At 70.5% G+C, this 18,082-nt stretch carries 12 protein-coding genes; 8 read left to right on the top strand and 4 right to left on the bottom strand.

From position 1 onward, the window contains the following. Positions 1 to 19: 19 nt before the first annotated feature. From QSK34_RS20530 to QSK34_RS20515, 4 genes are all read left to right on the top strand, one after another. Entirely contained in the window at positions 20 to 1,147 is a 1,128-nt protein-coding gene (locus QSK34_RS20530; protein ID WP_202609930.1) for a mandelate racemase/muconate lactonizing enzyme family protein, read from the top strand. A gap of 35 nt (positions 1,148 to 1,182) precedes the next feature. Further along, positions 1,183 to 3,993, top strand: coding sequence for an NEW3 domain-containing protein (locus tag QSK34_RS20525; RefSeq protein ID WP_285585875.1), 2,811 nt, complete (start codon positions 1,183 to 1,185; stop codon positions 3,991 to 3,993). Further along, positions 3,990 to 4,838 carry an amidohydrolase family protein gene (locus QSK34_RS20520; protein ID WP_285585874.1) on the top strand — a complete coding sequence of 283 codons (849 nt, stop codon included), beginning with the start codon at positions 3,990 to 3,992 and terminating at the stop codon, positions 4,836 to 4,838. Before QSK34_RS20525 ends, QSK34_RS20520 begins: the two co-directional genes overlap by 4 nt. Positions 4,839 to 4,902: 64 nt before the next feature. After that, complete coding sequence (locus QSK34_RS20515; RefSeq protein ID WP_285585872.1) at positions 4,903 to 5,673, top strand: FadR/GntR family transcriptional regulator; 771 nt, start codon at positions 4,903 to 4,905, stop codon at positions 5,671 to 5,673. 7 nt (positions 5,674 to 5,680) lie between these two features. Here the strand turns inward: QSK34_RS20515 and QSK34_RS20510 are convergent, their stop codons facing one another. After that, positions 5,681 to 6,706, bottom strand: coding sequence for a LacI family DNA-binding transcriptional regulator (locus tag QSK34_RS20510; protein WP_285585871.1), 1,026 nt, complete (start codon positions 6,704 to 6,706; stop codon positions 5,681 to 5,683). A 107-nt stretch (positions 6,707 to 6,813) separates the two neighbouring features. Here QSK34_RS20510 and QSK34_RS20505 point away from each other — a divergent pair, with 107 nt between their 5' ends. Genes QSK34_RS20505 through QSK34_RS20490 form a run of 4 tightly spaced genes read left to right on the top strand, consistent with a single transcriptional unit; the run spans position 6,814 to position 10,907 of the window. Further along, on the top strand, positions 6,814 to 8,184 hold the full coding sequence (locus QSK34_RS20505; protein ID WP_285585870.1) for an ABC transporter substrate-binding protein: 1,371 nt from the start codon (positions 6,814 to 6,816) through the stop codon (positions 8,182 to 8,184). A gap of 1 nt (position 8,185) precedes the next feature. Next, the gene (locus QSK34_RS20500) at positions 8,186 to 9,070 is read left to right on the top strand and encodes a carbohydrate ABC transporter permease (protein ID WP_285585869.1); all 885 of its coding nucleotides are present in this window, start codon (positions 8,186 to 8,188) and stop codon (positions 9,068 to 9,070) included. Beyond that, entirely contained in the window at positions 9,067 to 9,891 is an 825-nt protein-coding gene (locus tag QSK34_RS20495; RefSeq protein ID WP_161479980.1) for a carbohydrate ABC transporter permease, read from the top strand. The genes QSK34_RS20500 and QSK34_RS20495 overlap by 4 nt, the downstream gene beginning before the upstream one ends. 2 nt (positions 9,892 to 9,893) lie before the next feature. Beyond that, complete coding sequence (locus QSK34_RS20490; RefSeq protein ID WP_285585868.1) at positions 9,894 to 10,907, top strand: glycoside hydrolase family 68 protein; 1,014 nt, start codon at positions 9,894 to 9,896, stop codon at positions 10,905 to 10,907. Positions 10,908 to 10,910: 3 nt separating this feature from the next. Here QSK34_RS20490 and QSK34_RS20485 read toward each other — a convergent pair whose 3' ends face one another. The 3 genes from QSK34_RS20485 to QSK34_RS20475 form a co-directional block, all read right to left on the bottom strand. Next, positions 10,911 to 13,520, bottom strand: coding sequence for a family 43 glycosylhydrolase (locus tag QSK34_RS20485; protein WP_285585866.1), 2,610 nt, complete (start codon positions 13,518 to 13,520; stop codon positions 10,911 to 10,913). Between the two features lie 41 nt (positions 13,521 to 13,561). Beyond that, positions 13,562 to 16,690, bottom strand: coding sequence for a family 43 glycosylhydrolase (locus QSK34_RS20480; RefSeq protein ID WP_285585865.1), 3,129 nt, complete (start codon positions 16,688 to 16,690; stop codon positions 13,562 to 13,564). Between the two features lie 451 nt (positions 16,691 to 17,141). Further along, the coding region (locus tag QSK34_RS20475) for an RICIN domain-containing protein (protein ID WP_285585864.1) at positions 17,142 to 18,082 on the bottom strand (941 nt) is incomplete at its 5' end.

Below are 18,082 nucleotides of genomic sequence, written 5' to 3'. Positions count from 1 at the left end.
CATCTCGGGGTATCGCGCGTTGACCACCGTCCATGACTGGGGCCGTCCCGTGGGGGACGCCAACGGTCTCTACGCCGACGGGGTCGTCCAGGTCCCGATCGTCGTCGTCGAGACCGACGAGGGCATAACCGGCGTCGGCATGGGCCCGCACGTGGAGATCGACTCGATCTTCTCCGCGCTGGAGGGGGAGGACCCCCGCGGCGTGACGGCGCTCTACGACCGCATGCTGCGGCGGACCTTCAAGGCCGGCCACGCCGGGACCGTGTTCGGCACCATCGGGGCGCTCGACACGGCCCTGTGGGACATCAAGGCCAAGGCGGCCGGCGAACCGCTGTGGCGCCTGCTCGGCGGGCGCGACCGCCGGGTGCCCGCCTACGCCTCCGGCCTGGACATCGGCCTGGACGACGCCGGGCTGGTCAGCCTGTACAAGGAGTACGCCGAACGCGGCCTGCGCGCCGCCAAGCTCAAGGGCGGCCTGGACGTCGACCGCGACCGCGACCGCCTGACCCTCGTCCGCGACGTGCTGACCGAGGCCGGGAACGGCGCCCGGCCGGGGCTGATGCTCGACGCCAACGAGGCCTGGTCGCGCAAGCAGGCGGTCCGCCACGTGGCCGAGCTGGAACGCACCCTCGATCTGACCTGGATCGAGGAGCCGGTCCGGCGCTGGGACGCCGACGGCCTGGCGGCGGTGGGCCGGGGTGTGCGCGCCGCCGTCGCCACGGGCGAGAACCTCACGGGGCTGGAGCAGTTCCGGCCCCTGATCACGGCCGGGGCCGTCGACGTCGTGCAGACGGCGGCGGTCTGGGGGGTCACCCACTTCCTGCGCGTGTCGGCGCTGGCGCACGCCTACGACCTGCCGGTCAGCCCGATCGGCACCACGCCGTTCGGCCTGCTGCACGCCGCCACGTCGGTGCCGAACCACCTGGTCACCGAGTTGCAGGACCTCCGGCCGCCCACCGGGCTCAACCTCGACGTGTCCATCGAGGACGGCGCGTTCATCCTCGGCGACACGCCGGGGGCGGGCGTCACGCTCGACGAGGACGCGATCAGAGCGGTGACCGGCGGCCCGTTCACCCGCGCCTACGACAGCCCCGCCGTCCGTCCCGGGCTGGCCGGACTGCGGTTGCTGGCTCCCCGCGTGCACTGACGTCGCCGTGTCCGTACCGGAAGAAAGGATCTGCCGTGTCTCTCTCACCCGTGGTCGTCACCGTCGCCCCCACCGGCGCCGCGAACGCCGACGACGCCGGGCCCGGCAGGCGGAGCCGGCCGCTCGCGACCCTGGGCGAGGCGCGGCGCAGGGTGCGCGCCGCCCTCGCCCAGGGGCACCTCGACGTGACCGTGGAACTCCTCGACGGCGTGCACCGGCTGACCGCGCCGCTGCGGCTGGACGCGGCCGACTCCGGCCGCGACGGCCACCCGGTGATCTGGACGGCGGCCCGCGGGGCCGAGCCCGTGATCAGCGGCGCCGTCGCCGTCACCGGGTGGGAGCCCGACGACCCGGCGACCGGTGTGCACCGGGCCCGGGTGGAGGCCGGCGCCGACAGCCGCCAGCTCTACGTCGACGGCGCGCTCGCCCGGCGGGCCCGGATCAGGCTGCCGCGCGAGCACGTCACGCTGACCGCCACCGGCCTCACCCTGGACGACCCGGCCCTGGCGTGGCTGGCCGGCCTGCCCGACCAGGGCCGCGTCGAGTTCCAGGCGACGTCGGCGTTCACCAACCGGTTCGCCCCGGTCGAGCGGATCACCGGGACGACCGTCGTCATGCGGCAACCGGCGTGGGACAACAACACCTACGGCTACGACACCCTCCAGGCGCCGATGCGCGTCCCGGAGTTCTTCCTGGTCAACTCCCGCAGCTTCCTGGACGAACCCGGCGAGTGGCACCTGGACCCCACCTCCGCCACGCTGTACTACCGGCCGCTCCCGGGGCAGGACATGGCCACGGCGCGGGTCGAGCTGCCGCGCCTGGAGTCGCTGCTGGAGGTCGGCGGCACCTACGACGAACCGGTCCGCAACCTGCGGTTCGAGAACCTGACCTTCACCGGCACCACGTGGTTGCGCCCGTCGTCCTCCGACGGATACGCCAACCAGCAGACCGGCGCGTTCATCGCCGGCCCGCAGCCGCACCGCCCGGCCGACGCGTTCGCCACGTGCGCGGTCGGCTGCGCGGGGTTCGAGGCCTCCCGCGACGGCTGGTTCCAGGTGCCGGGGGCCGTCCAGGTGTCGGCGGCCGAGGACGTCGCCTTCGCCGGATGCACGTTCGTCAACCTCGGTTCGGTCGCCCTCGGCATCGGCAACGACGCGAACGCGCACGCCACCGGCGTCGGCCTGGGCGCGCGCCGGATCACGGTCACCGGCGGCGTCTTCACCGCCAACGCCGGAGGCGGCATCACGGTCGGCGGCGTGCGCCCGGACGCGCACCACCCCTCCGACCCGCGCATGGTCAACAGCGACATCGTGATCAGCGACAACCGCGTCTTCGCGACGGCGGTCGACTACCTCGACCACGCCGGCGTCTTCGCCAGCTACGTCACCCGGCTCACCATCGCCCACAACTACGTCGCCGAGCTGCCCTACTCGGGCATCGCCCTCGGCTACGGCTGGGGCGCCAACGACCCGGGCGGCAGCCTCGACTACCTCGCCCGCGGCCTGTACGACTTCCGCCCCGTCTACGACACCCCGACGACGATGCGGGACGTCCACGTCGTCGGCAACCACGTCCGCGACGTGGTGCGGACGATGGCCGGCGGCGGCGCGCTCTACACGCTCTCGGCGATACCGGGCGGCGTCCTGGAGGAGAACTACTGCGAGAGGAGCGGCCAGTACGGCGTCTACTTCGACGAGGCCTCCCGCCACCTGACCGTGCGCCGCAACGTCTTCGCAGACACCGCCGGCCCGTGGGCGCACGCCAACATCGCCAACGGCAACCGCACCGGCGACCTGACCTTGACCGGCAACCACGTCACCAATTCGGCCGTCACCGGCATCGCCGACGGCCGCCGGGGCGACGTCCTGCGTGACAACGTGACCGTCACGCCGGAGACCGTCTCGGTGGAGGCCGCCCGGGTGATGTACGACGCCGGTCCCACCGGCGACCACCGCGGCCCGCCCGACCCGGGGCGGCCCCCTTTCGGGGTGTCCCTGGCGGCCGACCCGCCCGTGCTCGACGCGGGGGAGACGGCGGTCGTCACGGTGGACGTGCGGAACCTGAGTGATCGCCGCGCGTCGGCGGTGACCGTCGCGCTGGTCGTCCCCGACGGCTGGCGGGCCGAACGCGCCGGCCGGCCGGTGCGGTGCGGGCTGGACTCCGGGGCGTCCGGCACGGAGCGCTGGAAGGTCACCGCGCCCGCGTCGGCCCGCGTCCCCGTGGGGTCGGCCGTGGTGAAGGCGGTCGTGTCCGGATGGGCCGACCTGGCCGGGGCGGAGGTGGTCCGGTCGCTCACGCTCACCGCGCTGAACCCGCTCACGTCGCTGAAGTCGCAGGGCTCGGTGTCCAGCCGGTTCGCCGAGGCCGGTTCCCGGTACGCCATCATGATCGCCGAGCCCGGGTCGCCCGACGAGTACGGCGTCGTCTACCGCGACGGCGTGGCCGGCCCCTCGGCCGTCATCACGGCCCGGGTCACCCACCTCGACCCCGCCGACCCCCGGGCCGAGGCCGGCGTCGTGCTGCGCGACGACCTCTCCGGCTGCTCGCGCGGCCACGCGGCCATGGTCGCCACACCTGGCGACGGCGTGGCCTTCCGGTGGGACGCCGACGGCGACGGCCGGCTCGACTCGGCCGGGTCGGTCCCGGACATCGGGGCGCCGGTCTGGGTGCGGCTGGTGCGCTCGGGTGACCAGGTCAGCGGCTACTACTCTCGCAGCGGCACCACGTGGATCAAGGTCGGCCCGACCGCCGACGTCACGGGCGCCCACCGGCAGGACGCGGGCCTGACGGCCACGGCACGCGCGGGTTGGTTCGGATTCAGCGACTTCAGTGTGAGGCAGGCATGAGCAACTCCGTCGTCGACGCCCATCACCACCTCTGGGACCTGTCCCGGCGTCCCCAGGACTGGCTGACCTCCCCCGAGATGAAGGTCCTGCTGCGCGACTTCTCCCCGGCCGACTACGCCGCCACCGCCGCCGAGGCGGGGGTGAGCCGGTCGGTCCTGGTGCAGGTGCTGGCCGACGCCGACGAGACGCGCGAGTTCCTCCTCACGGCGGCCGGGTCGGAGACCATCGCCGCCGTGGTCGGTTGGGCCGACCTGACCCGGCCCGACCTGCCGGAGGAACTCGCCGCACTGGCCGCCTCCCCGGGCGGCGGGCTGCTGCGCGGCATCCGCCACCTCGTGCAGGCCGAACCCGACCCGGCCTGGCTCGCCCGCGACGACGTGCGCGCGGGCCTGCGCCACGTGGCCTCGGCCGGGCTCACCTACGACCTGCTGGTGGCGCCCCACCAGCTTCCGGCCGCGATCGAGACCGTGCGGGCCCTGCCCCACCTCGGCTTCGTGCTCGACCACCTGGCCAAACCGGCCATCGCCGCCGGGGAGCTGGAGTCGTGGGCGGTCCTGCTGCGGCGGCTGGCCGCCGAGCCGAACGTGACGGCCAAGCTCTCCGGCCTCATCACCGAGGCCGACCGGGAGCACTGGGACGCCGACGGCCTGCGGCCCTACGTGGAGGTCGCGATCGACGCGTTCGGTCCCGACCGGCTGATGTTCGGCTCCGACTGGCCCGTCTGCCTGCTCGCCGGGTCGCTGCCCCGGTGGACCGACACCGTGCGGACCCTGCTGGCCGGGTTGTCGGAGACGGAACGGCAGGCGATCTTCAGCGGAACGGCCGAGCGCGTGTACCGCCTGTAAACCACCTGATTCGTATGACGTCTAGACTCATCGCACACGTGCGTGGGGGTCAGCTGGAGGGGACATGGCGGCATCTGGGAGGGCGTCCACGGGCACCGGGCCGTCTCCGGACTGGACGAAACGACCGGCCAACCTCGCCCAGGCGCTCACGGGGGAGCTCGTCGACCGCATCGTCCGCGGGGTGCACGCCCCCGGAACCCCGCTGCCGCCCGAACCGGCGTTGTGCGAGTCCTTCTCCGTCAGCCGGACCGTCGTCCGGGAGGCGGTGAAGGTCCTGCAGGAGAAGGGGCTGGTCCAGGTGCGGCAGGGCAGCGGCACCATCGTCACCCCGTCCAGCGAGTGGAACATGCTCGACGAACTCGTGCTGGGTGCGACCATCGCCCAGGACGACGGCATCACCGTGCTCGACGACCTGGTCGTCACGCGGCGCCTGCTGGAGTCCGACATGGCCCACGTGGCCGCCCGCGTCGCCGACCGCGAGATCGTCGACCGCCTGCGCGCCCTCGTCGACCGCATGGACGAACTGGTCGGCGACCCCGTCGCCTACGCCGACTACGACCGCGCCTTCCACGACACGATCATGCGGGCGTCCGGCAACCGCATCGCGCGGGCGGTGGTGCGGCAGCTGGAGAGCCAGGTGATCAACACCTCGCGCTACACGGGCCGCACCGAACGCGCGTTGTGCGTGGCCTCCAACCTCGGCCACCGGCGGGTCTACGAGCGCATCGCCCTCGGCGACCCCGAAGGGGCCTCCGAGGCGATGTTCACCCACATCACCGAGGCCTGGCTGGTCCGCCGGGGCGGTCCGGGCGAGCCCGTGCGCCTGCGGCGCTGACCGGGTCTCACGCCCTCGCGGCGACCGACTCCCGGTGCCGCACCGGCATGGGCACCCGGAACACCTGGCCGGGCTCCACCTCCCCGGCCATCTGGGCGAACAGCACCTCCACGGCCTTGCGACCCAGGTCGTAGTGGGGCAGTGCCACGGTCGTCAGCTTGGGCCACATCCACGAGGCGATCGGATGGTCGTCGAACGACACCACCGAGACGTCGCCGGGCACCGAGAGCCCGGCTTCGGCGAGCGCCTGGTAGGCACCGATCGCCACCCGGTCGTTGAGGCAGATCAGCGCCCGGGGACGGTGGTCGGCGAGTAGCGCGCGGGTCGCGGCCAGGCCGTGTTCGGGCTGCCAGTCGGGGCACACCCGGGCTCCGGCGATCTTCAGCCCGGTCTCCCGGATGCCGATCAGGCGCTCGACGGCCGCGACGCTGTCGGCGGGCACGTCCTGGAGCGTCGGCCCGGCCCCGATCACATAGACCTCGTCGTGGTGCCCGGCGTCGAGCAGCACCCGGGCGGCCGACCGCCCGGCCTCGATCTCGTCGGGCACGATCGAGGGCAGGCCCGACGCCGGCCGGGGCAGCGCGTTGAGCAGGACGGCCGGGCCGATGTCCTTCGGGACCTTGATCGTCCGGGTGAACATGGCGGCCAGGATGATGCCGTCGACCTGGCGGTCCTGCATGGCGTGCAGCAGGCCGCGCTCCAGTTCGGGATCGCCCTCGCTCTCACCGATGAACAACATCACGCCGCGTTCGCGGGCGGCCTCCAGGGCGCCCTTGATCATGTCTCCGGCGAGGTGTGATGTCGCGACGGTGTCGGAGACGAAGCCGATCGTGCGTGTCGTGCCGGTGCGCAACCCGACGGAGACCGCGTTCGGGCGATAGCCCAACTCGTCGGCGGCACGCAGTACCCTCTGCTCCACGTCGTGAGAAATGCGCAGCTCACGGCCCCTGCCCGTCATCACGAGCGAGGCGGTCGTACGGGACACTCCGGCCGCCTCGGCCAGATCGGCCAAGGTGACCCGACGTCGGCTCACGGGGGGAGACCTCCATATTTCAACCCAATTACGGGGCCTTGACACGGTCGGATACGCACGGTGAGACTATCGCATCGCTAATCCGATTTAGCAAAGGGAGACGCACCATGTCTCGTCGAGTTCACTCCCGCCGGAGCCGCGTGGCGATGGTGGTCATCCTGGGGGGAAGCCTGGCCGCCGCGTGCGCCGCGCCGGGCAGCGGCAACGCGCAGCCGACGGCCGCCGCCTCGTCGGCGCCGGCGTTGTCGGCCGCGCCGACCTGCGGCACCGAACCCATCACGTTGAAGGGCTACTTCGAAACGGGCTTCCCGATCGCGAGGGCCCTCACCGACGAGTTCACCAAGCAGCACCCGAACGTCACCTGGGACATCCGCGAAGACCAGTTCGCGGTGATCACCCAGAACGCGCCGCGGGTGCTGGCCGACGACCCGCCGGACCTGATGCGCCTGCCCCAGGTCTCCGAACTGGTCAAGAACAACCTGCTCAAGAACCTCGACGACTACGCCAAGGTCTTCGGCTGGGACAAGTGGCCCCCCTCGCAGCTGGAGCAGATGCGGCTGTCCCCCGGCGGCGCCGTGCGCGGCGAGGGCTCCCTCTACGCCATGGGCCTGAACTTCTCCATGACGGGCGTCTTCTACAACAAGAAGCTGGCCGAGCAGATCGGCATGACCACCCCGCCCGAGACGCTCGCCGACCTCGACGCCGCCCTGGCCAAGGCCAAGGAGGCGGGCCTGGCCCCGATCGCCCAGTTCAACGGCGGCGCGACCGGCGGCCTGGCCTTCCCGCTCCAGGACCTGATGGCCTCCTACGGGCCGCCGGCGCCGATCAACGAGTGGATCTACCAGAAGCCCGGCGCGACCATCGACACCCCGTCGAACCTCCAGGCCACCCAGCACCTGGAGAAGTGGATCAAGTCCGGCTACTTCTGGAAGGACGTCAACGCCGTCGACTACGCCACCATGATGAGCCGCTTCATCAAGGGCGACGGCCTGTTCATGTTCAACGGCGACTGGGAGTCGGGCAACCTCGACAAGCAGATGGCCGGGAACATCGGCTTCTTCCTGATGCCCCCGGCCCAGGCCGGCGGCAAGCGCGCCGCGATGTCGGCCCCGCTGACCTTCGGCATCGGGGCGAACGCCAAGAACGCCGACTGCGCCGCGGCCTTCCTCAACTGGGTCGCCACCGACACCCAGGCGCGCACCATCGGCGTCGAGGTCGGCGGCTCCCACCCGATGGGCCCGGCCGACGCGCCGATGCCGCCGGTCGCGGCGGGCAGCGTCACCGAGAACACCCTCGCGGCGGGCGCGCGGATCGCCGAGGACAACGGCGCGATGGACTTCATCGCCAACGCCACCGGCGCGATCTACGCCAAGAGCTGGACCCCGAACCTGCAGAAGCTGGTGGCCGGCGAGCAGACGCCCGACGGCCTGCTGAAGAGCGTGCAGGCCGACTACCAGTCCCAGGTCAAGGGAGGCTGACGTGAAGGCGGCCGCGCAGCGGCGCAGAAACTGGGCCGGCTGGCTGTTCGTGCTGCCCGCGGCCGCGTTCTACGTCGTGTTCGTGATCCAGCCGCTGGTCATGACGGTGCAGTACTCCCTCTACTCGTGGGACGGCATCGGCGTGGCCACCTGGAACGGCGTCCAGAACTACCTGCGGGTCTTCACCGATCCCGACCTGTTCGCCGCGATCCTCAACGCGCTGAAGCTGATCGTGTTCTTCAGCGCCGTCCCGGTCGTGCTCGGGCTGGCCATCGCGGCGACGATCCGGCGCATCGCGGCCAGCCGCCTCGCCCTGGTGGCCCGCACGGTCATCTTCCTGCCGCAGGTGATCCCGCTGGTCGCGGCCGGCATCACCTGGAGCTGGTTGTTGTCGTCCACCGGGCTGGTGAACCAGCTGCTGACCGCCGTCGGACTGGAGGGCATCACCCGGGCCTGGCTCGGCGACTTCTCCACCGCGCTGCCGGCGGTCGGGGTGATCGGCGCCTGGGTGCTCCTGGGCCTGTGCACGCTCCTGCTGCTGGCCGGCATGAGCAAGATCGATCCGGCCCTGTACGAGGCCGCCCGGCTCGACGGCGCCGGTCCGCTCCGTGAGTTCTTCTCGATCACCCTGCCCAGCCTGCGGCAGGAGATCGGGGTGTGCGTCACCGTGACGGTCGTGGCCGCGCTGGCCAGCTTCGACATCGTCTACATCTCGACCCAGGGCGGGCCCGGCAACGCCAGCATGGTGCCCGGCCTGGAGATCTACTACCTGGCCTTCTCCGAACGGGAGGTCGGCCTCGCCTCGGCCCTCGCGGTGGTCCTCACCGTGCTGGTGATCGCGTGCGCGCTGCCGATCCAGTGGCTCACCAGGGACCGCTCATCATGAAAACCGCTCGTCGTGAGGCCTGGACCGGCCGGGTGCTGCTGCTGGTGCTGATGGCCGCCACCCTGATGCCGTTCGTCAGCCTCTTCGTCACCGCGCTCCACCCGTCGGGCAGCTACCCGCTCGGCCTCGACTGGCCCGACGACCCGCAGTGGGGCAACTTCGCCACCGCGTTCACCGCCGCCCGGATGACCGAGCTGCTGAAGTCGAGCGTGCTGATCGTCCTCGGGGTGGTGCCGATCTCGCTGGTGGTGGCCACGATGGCCGGGTTCGCCATCGGGCACCTGCGCATCCCCGGGCGGCGGTTCGTGTTCGTGGCGTTCGTGCTCGGGCTGACGCTGCCGTTCGAGGGCATCGTCACCCCGCTCTACTACCTGGCCCGCGACATGGGGATCCTGAACACGCGGTGGGCGATCATCCTGCCGCTGATCGGCCTGTTCATGCCGTTCTCGGTGTTCTGGATGCGGGCCCACTTCGTGAACATGCCCGAGGAGCTCTCGGAGAGCGCCCGCATCGACGGCGCGAGCACCTGGCAGCTGTTCTGGAAGGTGCACGTGCCGCTGGCCGCCCCGGCCACGTCGTCGCTGGCGATCCTGCTGTTCCTCTGGACGTGGAACCAGTTCCTGCTGGCGATCGTGCTGGTCGACGACCCGTTGCAGCGCACCATGTCGGGCGCCCTCGGGGCGTTCCAGGGGCAGTGGGGCACCGACATCCCGTTGTTGTGCGCGGGCTCGCTGCTCATCCTCACGCCGACACTCCTGGTGTTCCTGATCTTCCAGCGCCGTTTCGTGACGGCCCTCCTCCAGGGCTCGTTGAAGGGATGACCGTGACGACCACCCGGTGGACCAGGCGCCACCTCGACCTGATCGAAGACGACCCGGCGACGACCGCGCCGCTGATCACCGGACCCGTCGAACCGGCGCTGCCCGGTTTCGACCTGTGGGACATGTGGCCGATCCAGGAAGAGGATGGTGCCACCGCCCTCTTCGACGGCCGCGAACTCTGGATGGGCCTGGCCGCCCCGGCGGCCGGCCATCCGGAGGACCGCCACGACGTGGCCCGCATCCGCTCGCTCGCCTTCGACGACGGCAAGTGGGTCGACCTCGGCGACGTCTTCCCCGACGGGGCCTCTCCCGGCAGCCGCGAGTGGTCGGGCACCGCGATCCGGCGGGCCGACGGCACGATCTCGGTCTTCTACACGGCGAGCGGGTTCCGCGGCGAGGAGCGCCGCACCTTCACGCAGCGGGTGTTCGAGGCCCGCGACGGCGTCCACCGGGAGCTCGCCAAGCCGGACCCGCGGTACTTCCTGCCCGCCGACCAGATCGAGGGCGGCCCCGGGCGGATCCTGGCCTGGCGCGACCCGGCCTGGTTCCGGGGACGCCTGCTGATCGCCGCCTCGGTTCCGTGGGGCGACCGCTACATGGGGGCCGTCGCCCTGACCGACTCCGGGTCGGGGAACCACCCGCTGCTGGTCGCCGACGGGATCAACCGCGAGCTGGAACGCCCCCACGTGGTGGTCCACGACGGCCTGCACTACCTGTTCTTCTGCACCCACCGCCAGTCGTTCGAACCGGCGGACGCCGCCCCGACCGGCCTCTACGGCTTCGTCGCCGACTCGCTGGAGGGGCCGTACGAACCCCTGAACGGCTCCGGGCTCGTCATCGGGAACCCGCAGGCCCAGCCCGACCAGGCCTACGCCTGGATGGTGCTCGACGACCTGCGGGTGGTGAGCTTCCTCGACTACCGGGGCCCGGTCGACCGGGCCAACTTCGGCGGCACGGTGGCCCCCCTGCTCAGACTGCGCCTGGAGGGCCACCGCACCCGGGTCGAACCCTGCTGAGCGTCAGGTCCGGGGCGTGCCCCCGTAACCGACGATCAGGGCGTCGGCGTCGCGGAGCAGGGTGGTGCGGACGATCTCGTCGGCCTCGACGCGGTGGTCCTTCACCCCGCTCTTGAACTTCTCGATCGCCTTGATGACGTTCTTGTCGTCCTTCTCCTCGGCGATGGCCGCGATGACACGGTCGAGTGCCTTGTGGAGACGGACCGCGCTGCTGGCGTTGGTCTTGTCCTCGGCTGCGAAGCGGTCGATGAGCGCCGAGACGTCCTCGACCGAGGTGGTGATCGTGAACCCGACGGTCTTCACCGTCTCGTTCCCGGCGTGGTCGACGGCGGTGACGACCAGCTCGTGCTCGCCCAGGGCCTGGGTGTACAGGGTGATCGCGCCGGGCTGGACCGGCTGGCCGTCGAGGGTCGCGGTGATCGTGGCCACGCCCGACTCGGCGTCCTCGGCGGTCCAACCGAGGGTCAGGTCGCCGCTGTCGCCGTACTCGCCGCCGTCGGCCGCGCCGGTGACCTCGACCGCCGGAGCGGTCTCGTCCTCGGCCTTGCTCTCGAAGGCCCACGAGTCGACCTCGAACAGGTCGGCGCCGGCCGGTCCGGCGTAGGTGAAGTACACGTCGTGCACGCCGGTGAGGCCGTCGAGTTCAGCGGTCAGCTCCGTCCACGCGTTGAGCGGCGCGTCGACGGGGATCGTGGCCACCACCGGGGCCGTGCGGTCGTCGAGGCGGACGTCGATCCGGCCGCCGGCGACCAGGGGCTTGACCTTCGCGGTGAGCGCGGTGGCACCCTTCTCACCGAAGTCGACCGACGCGAGCGACGTCCAATCGCCGTTGTCGACGTCGTGCAGCACCAGGTTGGGCGCCCGGTCGCCGAACTCGGCCGAGGAGCCCTCGACCTTCTTGGTGGCGATGCCCTGCTGCCAGGCGATGGTCTCGGCCTCGATCACCCGGTAGGGGGCCAGGTCGCGGATGTTCTCGACGCCGTCGTAGGTGCCGAGCACCTCCTTGACCGTGCCGTCCTGGTTGAACTCCAGCTTGGCGATGTGCGGGCTGCGGAAGCCCTGGGTCGCGCCACCGGTGATCCGGCGGTTGAGCGTCTGGGCGTGGTAGGTGAAGTAGTAGTCCCCGCCGAGCTGGAACACCGACTGGTGGTTGTTGCCGCCCGCGCCGAAGAAGTTGCCGGGGTTGCGGAAGATCACGCCCTTGTACTTGTCGGCGGTCCAGGGGCCCATCGGGTTGTCGGCCACCATGTAGGCGATCGCGCCGGTCGGCGGACCGGCCGGGTCGATCGGCCCGCCGAAGCCGAAGTTCGAGGAGTACGAGTAGTAGTACTTGCCCTCGCGCTTGAAGACGTGGCCCGCCTCGAACATGAGCGGCCCGTCGATGACCTCCGCCGAACCGACGGTGCTGGTCATGTCGTCGCCGAGTCTGATCACGCGGGTCGACTTGGGGTGGTTGGTGTTCTCGTAGCTGCGCGACCCGTCGTCGCCGCCACCGCCGAAGTAGAGGTAGGCCTGGCCGTCGTCGTCGATGAAGACGCCCGGGTCGAAGAGCCAGTTGACGCCGTTGGACGCGCCCGGCGTCGCGCCGGTGATCAGGAGGCTGCCCCGTTCGTCCCGCCACGGGCCGAGCGGCGAGTCGCCGACGATGACGCCGGTCGCGGCGCCGTTGTTGGCGAAGTAGAGGAAGAACTTCTCCTTGCCGTCGACGATCTTGCTCTCCATCGCCGGGGCCCACGACTGGCTCGCGTACTTCGCGACCCCGTTCGGCCCGGCGACCGGGATCTCGCCGTGGTCGACCCAGTTCACCAGGTCGTCGGAGGAGATGACGGTGATGGTGTTGATCCCGCCGTAGGTGTTGGTCGGGGAGATCCCGTTCGGGCCCGGGTTGTACACCTGCGTGTCGTTGGTCATGTAGAGGTAGACCCGGCCGTCGTGCACGAAGGCGTTGCCGTCGGCCCCGAACTTGTGCGAGATGAGCGGGTTGCCCTCACCGGGGTTCTTGCCGAGCACCTCGATCGTCGTCGAGGGCGTGAACTCCCTGAGCGTCACGTCGTCGACCTTGAAGTCCATGAGGTGCGTGTCGGGCGCGGTGGAGGGCGTCTGCGTCCACGGGGTCTCGACGAAGATCCGCGCGGTCGTCACGCTCTGCGCGGCGGGGATGGTGAACGTGCCCTGGATCAGGCCCCACTGTCCTCGCGGGGTGGTCACGGTGCCGAGGTTGGTGTACGTCCCCCCGCCGTAGTGCATGGTGACGAAGAACTGCTTGGTGGCCGGGCTGTTCGGGTTCTCGTACTTGACCCGTGCGGTGACCGAGTAGGTCTTCCCCGCCTGCACCTTGCCCGACAGGTCCTGCATCGGGCCCGATCCGGTCGTCGTCCGCTGGGTGACCGCGACGGCGGCCGAGCCGGAGTAGGCGTCGGTCGTCGGGGTCAGCGTGGCCGTGTCGGTCGCGTTCCCGTTGTTCGGGAACCAGCCGGTGAGGCCCGACTCGAAGCCGCCGTTGACGATGAGGTCGGGACCGGCCGCCTGGACGGGCGAGGCCGTGACGGTCGACAACGTGCCCAGCATCGCGGCGGTGGTCACGATCGCGGCGAAGCGCGAGCGTAATTTCACGACATGTTCTCCTTGTTCGTCGAGATCTGCTGAACCGGCGGTCAGGACCGGGGGGTTCCTCCGTAACCGACGATCAGGGCGTCGGCGTCGCGGAGCAGGGTGGTGCGGACGATCTCGTCGGCCTCGACGCGGTGGTCCTTCACCCCGCTCTTGAACTTCTCGATCACCTTGATGATCTTCTTGGCGTCCTTCTTCTCGGCGATGGCGGCGATGATCCGGTCGAGCTCCTTGTGCAGGCGGACCGCGCTGCTCGCGTTGGTCCTGCCCTCGGCCGCGAACCGGTCGATCAGCGCCGAGACGTCCTCGACCGACGTGGAGACGGTGAACCGGACGGTCTGCACGGTCTGGTTCCCGGCGTGGTCGACGGCCGTGACGGTGAGCACGTGCTCGCCGAGGGCCAGTTCGTAGAGGGTGAGCGGGCCGGGCTGGACCGGCTCACCGTCGAGGGTCGCGGTGGTCGTGCCGACGCCGGACTGGGCGTCGGTGGCCTTCCAGCCGATGTGCAGGTCCCGGCTGTCGCCGCTGTCCTCCACACCCGAGACCTCGACGACCGGGCCGGTCACGTCCTCGATCTCCAGCGTGCCGAGCCGGGCCAGCTCGTAGCTGAGCGCCCGCTCCGGCGCGTCGATCTGGTTCTGGGTGCCGAACGCGCCCGCCCGGGCCGCCTTCGCCGCCGTGAGCGCCTTCTGCGCGCGGGCCCAGGCGTCGGCCGGGTAGAGGTGCTCGTTCAGCGTCCCGGCGTGGGCGATGGCGGCGTCCAGGCGGGAGGTGTCGAGGGGGAGGTTCTGCGCGGTCAGGGTGTCGCTGAGCAGGTAGTGGTCGAAGTCGACCCGCCCGCCCTTCTCCTGGGTCGCGTAGTTGAACAGGGCGACCCGGTGGCCCATGAAGTGGGCGAGGCTGCCGTCGAGCGTCTGCGGGCCGACGCGGTTGCCCAGCCGGGTCCAGGTCAGCCCGTCGAGGCTGTAGTAGAAGGTCGTCCACAACTGGCCGACCGGCGAGGCGAAGTCGAGGTCGGCCTTGACCGACACCACGGTGGCGTCGCCGAGCGGCACCGTCGTGCCCGGGACGAAGGCCTCCAACGCGGTCTGGTCGAGGTCGACCCCGAACGGCTGGCCTCGGTTGACCACGCCCAGCGTGTTCACGCCGCCGGCCCGCTTGACCGCCACGTAGGAGAAGCCGCGGTTGAAGGCGGCCAGGCCGGCGACGTCGCCGTTCTTCATGCCGGAGACGTCCATCCGGGTCTCCGCCGACTGGCGCGGCCCGAACGTGCGCTGCGTCAGGGTGTTGCGGGCCTCCTCCAGCCACGCCAGCTCGGCCCGGTTGGAGAGCTTGGTGTAGACGTACTGGCCGGTCACGGGCTTGCCCGTGGTCAGCCGCAACCAGCCGTCCCGGTCGGTGAGCGACCAGTTGCGGTTGTCGGGGGCGTGGTTCCACTCCCAGGCGACGTCGAGCCGCGACCCGTTGGGGGCGATCTCCGCCTCGGTCGGGTACTCCGCCGTGGACGGCAACCCGACGACCGATACGTCGTCGATCAGGTACTCCACGCTGGACGACGCGGGCTGCGGGTTGGCCCACGGCGTCTCCACCGCGAACTTGAAGTTGTTCAGGTTGGCCGTCGCCGGCACGGTGAAGCGGCCGGAGACCGTCGTCCACTGGCCGCTCGGCACGTTCCCGAACGTCATCACCTGGACACCGGAGCCCCAGTCGGCCACCAGGTTGAACCGAACGCTGCTCGGGCCGGAGGTGTACTTGATCTTCGCGGACACGGTGTAGGTCACGCCGTGCTGCATCTTCCCGTTGAGGTACTGGTTGGGGCCGGAGCCGTTGAGGGTCCGGTTGCCGACCTTCAGCGCCGCCGCGCCCGCGGCGGGGTCACCGGTGTCCCGGCTGAGGGTCGCGCCGAACTGGGCCGCCCACGGGGAGGTCGTCTCGGCCTCGAACCCGGGATTCTGCACCAGTTCGACGCCGATCAGCGACTCGTCGATGTCGGGCGGCTCCGGGATCGTCCAGTCCTCCTCCATGTACTCCCGCTCCGGGGCGTCGTTGGCGAAGTCGTCGGAGGCGACGATGCTCTTCTGCCGCTCGAAGGTCTCCTGCTCCGGGGTGAGCCGGATCGGCTTGTCGAACACGCCGTCCACCTGGGCGGCGCTGAAGGTCGGCCAGCCGTCCTGCCAGGTCGCGGGGATCAGCGCGGGGATGCGCCCGACGGGGAAGGTGTCGCGGAAGAACATGCCGTACCAGTCGGTCCGGCCGCCGTCGCGGGAGATGGGCACCAGGCTGCCCTGCGCGAAGCCGTTGGAGTTGAGCACCCCGCGCGCCTCGTAGGTGTTGACGCCGCCGGCGGAGGTGTAACGGCCGAGCAGGTCCCGGGAGCGGAACATGACGACCTGGCGGCCCTGCCCGGACGGCCAGGTGATGATCACCGCGTAGTACCAGCCGTCGATGTGGTAGAACTGCGCGCCCTCGAACAGGCCGCCGATGAAGGGCCGGCCGGCGTAGTCGGCCGCGGTGAAGATGTTCGGGTAGTCCTGCGCGATGGCCGTCAGGTCGTCGTTCAGCCGCACGGCGCTGGTCCCGCCCGAGCCGTAGAAGATGTAGGCCGTGCCGTCGACGTCGAAGAACAACGAGGGGTCGTGCAGGCCCCGGCCGAGGGCCGTGCGCTCCCACTTCCCGTCGTCGATGTCGTCGGTCCGGTAGAGGTAGGCGCCGCCCAGGTTGTTGGTGTTGAAGGCGACGTAGAACATGCCGTCGTGGTAGCGCAGCGACGACGCCCACTGGCCTTGGCCGTAGCTGTTCTGGCCGTTGCGCAGGGAGAAGGAGTCCCCGATGTTCGCCCGGTCGAAGACGTAGTTGACGATCTCCCAGTTCACCAGGTCGTACGACTTCATGATCGGCGCACCCGGGCTCAGGTGCATCGTGGTGCTGATCATGTAGTAGATGTCGCGGCCCTCGTCGTTCTCGGCGGCCGGGACCCGTTCCACGCTGATGTCGGGCACGTCGGAGCGCAGCAGCGGGACGGTGTAGCTGCCGTCGCCCCTGTCGGTGGAGGTGTACGACGAGGCCGGCGACCAGGAATCGGCGCTCGCCCGTGGGGCCACCATTCCGACGCAGGCCAGCACGGCGAGGAGAACGACGGGGAGACGTGAACGGAGGCGGGGGGACACGAACATGGCGGACTCCAGAGGTACAGCGGGCGCCGGAAAGCTACGTAACTGTTATCGCTAACATTTCAAGGTGAAGAGGCGTCATTCTGTTCGCGTGCGGGCATGCGTCACCGACCTCTGTCGATGGTGATGATGAGGCTCCTGGAGGGATCGGCGCGTGTAGATGAGCTGTTATCGCTAACAAATCGGGGGACACGTACACGCGTGGATTCGGTCAGGACACGAAAGCACCCTTCGGATGGACGGGAGGCGAGAACGCCTCAACCGGGCATACGGTCAAGAAGGTGGCAGTTATTTTCTGGTTATTTTCTGAACCTTTCGTCTGAAACTGTAAAGTGACTGGACACTTCAGACAAGAGGCGCGGAGCAAGATCCCGTAACAACCGCGAAACCTGTCCCGTGAACGGCCTCGCCGCCGCGGTGGCACCCGCGGCGGCGAGGAACTCGGAGGGCTCCGTCAGATCGTGACGACGGTCCACTGGTTGTTGGTGTTGGTGTTCGGCGCCCACATGCAGACGGTGGAGCCGGAGGTGGCGTTGCCCATGCCGTCCAGGGCGGTGCCGGTGCCCCGGTTGATGATCTGGTAGCGGCCGTTGCTCGCGGCGGCCAGCCGCCATTGCTGGTTGTTGCTGCCGGTCCAGGCGGCCTGGCGGGCGTTGGCGCCGTTGGCGGTGTTGCCCCAGCTGTCGATGACCATGCCGTTGGTGCGGTTGACGATCCGGTACCAGCCGCCGCCCAGGTCGACGAGCTGCCACTGCAGGTTGGTCGAGCCGTCGTAGTTCCACTGCTTGACGACCGAGCCGGAGGCGACGTTGCCGCCGCTGTCCAGCACCAGCCCGGTGGTGCCGTTGACGATCCGCACATACGAGGTCGGCTGCTGCGGGGTTCCGGTGCCGGTCAGCCGGTAGGTGCGCCCGGCCTGCCCGGTGAAGGAGACCAGGTCGGATTCGGGTTTGGTGAAGGTGACCGCCGCGCCGTTGTCGGTGACTTCGACCGTGCCGGTGAAGACCGCGTTACGCACCCGGACGGTCCCGGCCCGGTCGAACCTCACGAGGATCTCCGTCGCCCGGCCGGAGGCCCAGGTCGCGCCGACGGTGTAACCACCACGCCCGCGCAGCCCCTGGTATTTGCCGGTGGGCCAGGCCGAGGGCAGCGCGGGGAGGATGTGCAGCTCCCCGTTGTGGCTTTGGAGGAGCATTTCGGCGATGCCGGAGGTGGCGCCGAAGTTGCCGTCGATCTGGAAGGGCGGGTGCAGGTCGAACATGTTGGGGGCGAGGCGGGCGGTGGTGACCAGCAGGCGGAGCAGGGTGTGGGCGCGGGCGCCTTCTTCCATCCGCGCCCAGTAGTTGATCTTCCAGGCGAGGGACCAGCCGGTGCCGTCGTCGCCGCGTAGTTCCA

The organism is Herbidospora sp. NBRC 101105 (assembly GCF_030269205.1).
Lineage (GTDB): Bacteria > Actinomycetota > Actinomycetes > Streptosporangiales > Streptosporangiaceae > Herbidospora > Herbidospora solisilvae.
This window is presented reverse-complemented; position numbering and strand designations above follow the sequence as displayed.

Excerpts from the sequence above, each read along its gene's own strand:
- QSK34_RS20520 (WP_285585874.1), top strand. The coding sequence starts at position 3,990 with ATGAGCAACTCCGTCGTCGACGCCCATCACCACCTCTGGGACCTGTCC.
- QSK34_RS20515 (WP_285585872.1), top strand. The coding sequence starts at position 4,903 with ATGGCGGCATCTGGGAGGGCGTCCACGGGCACCGGGCCGTCTCCGGAC.
- QSK34_RS20505 (WP_285585870.1), top strand. The coding sequence starts at position 6,814 with ATGTCTCGTCGAGTTCACTCCCGCCGGAGCCGCGTGGCGATGGTGGTC.
- QSK34_RS20495 (WP_161479980.1), top strand. The coding sequence starts at position 9,067 with ATGAAAACCGCTCGTCGTGAGGCCTGGACCGGCCGGGTGCTGCTGCTG.
- QSK34_RS20480 (WP_285585865.1), bottom strand. The coding sequence starts at position 16,690 with ATGTTCGTGTCCCCCCGCCTCCGTTCACGTCTCCCCGTCGTTCTCCTC.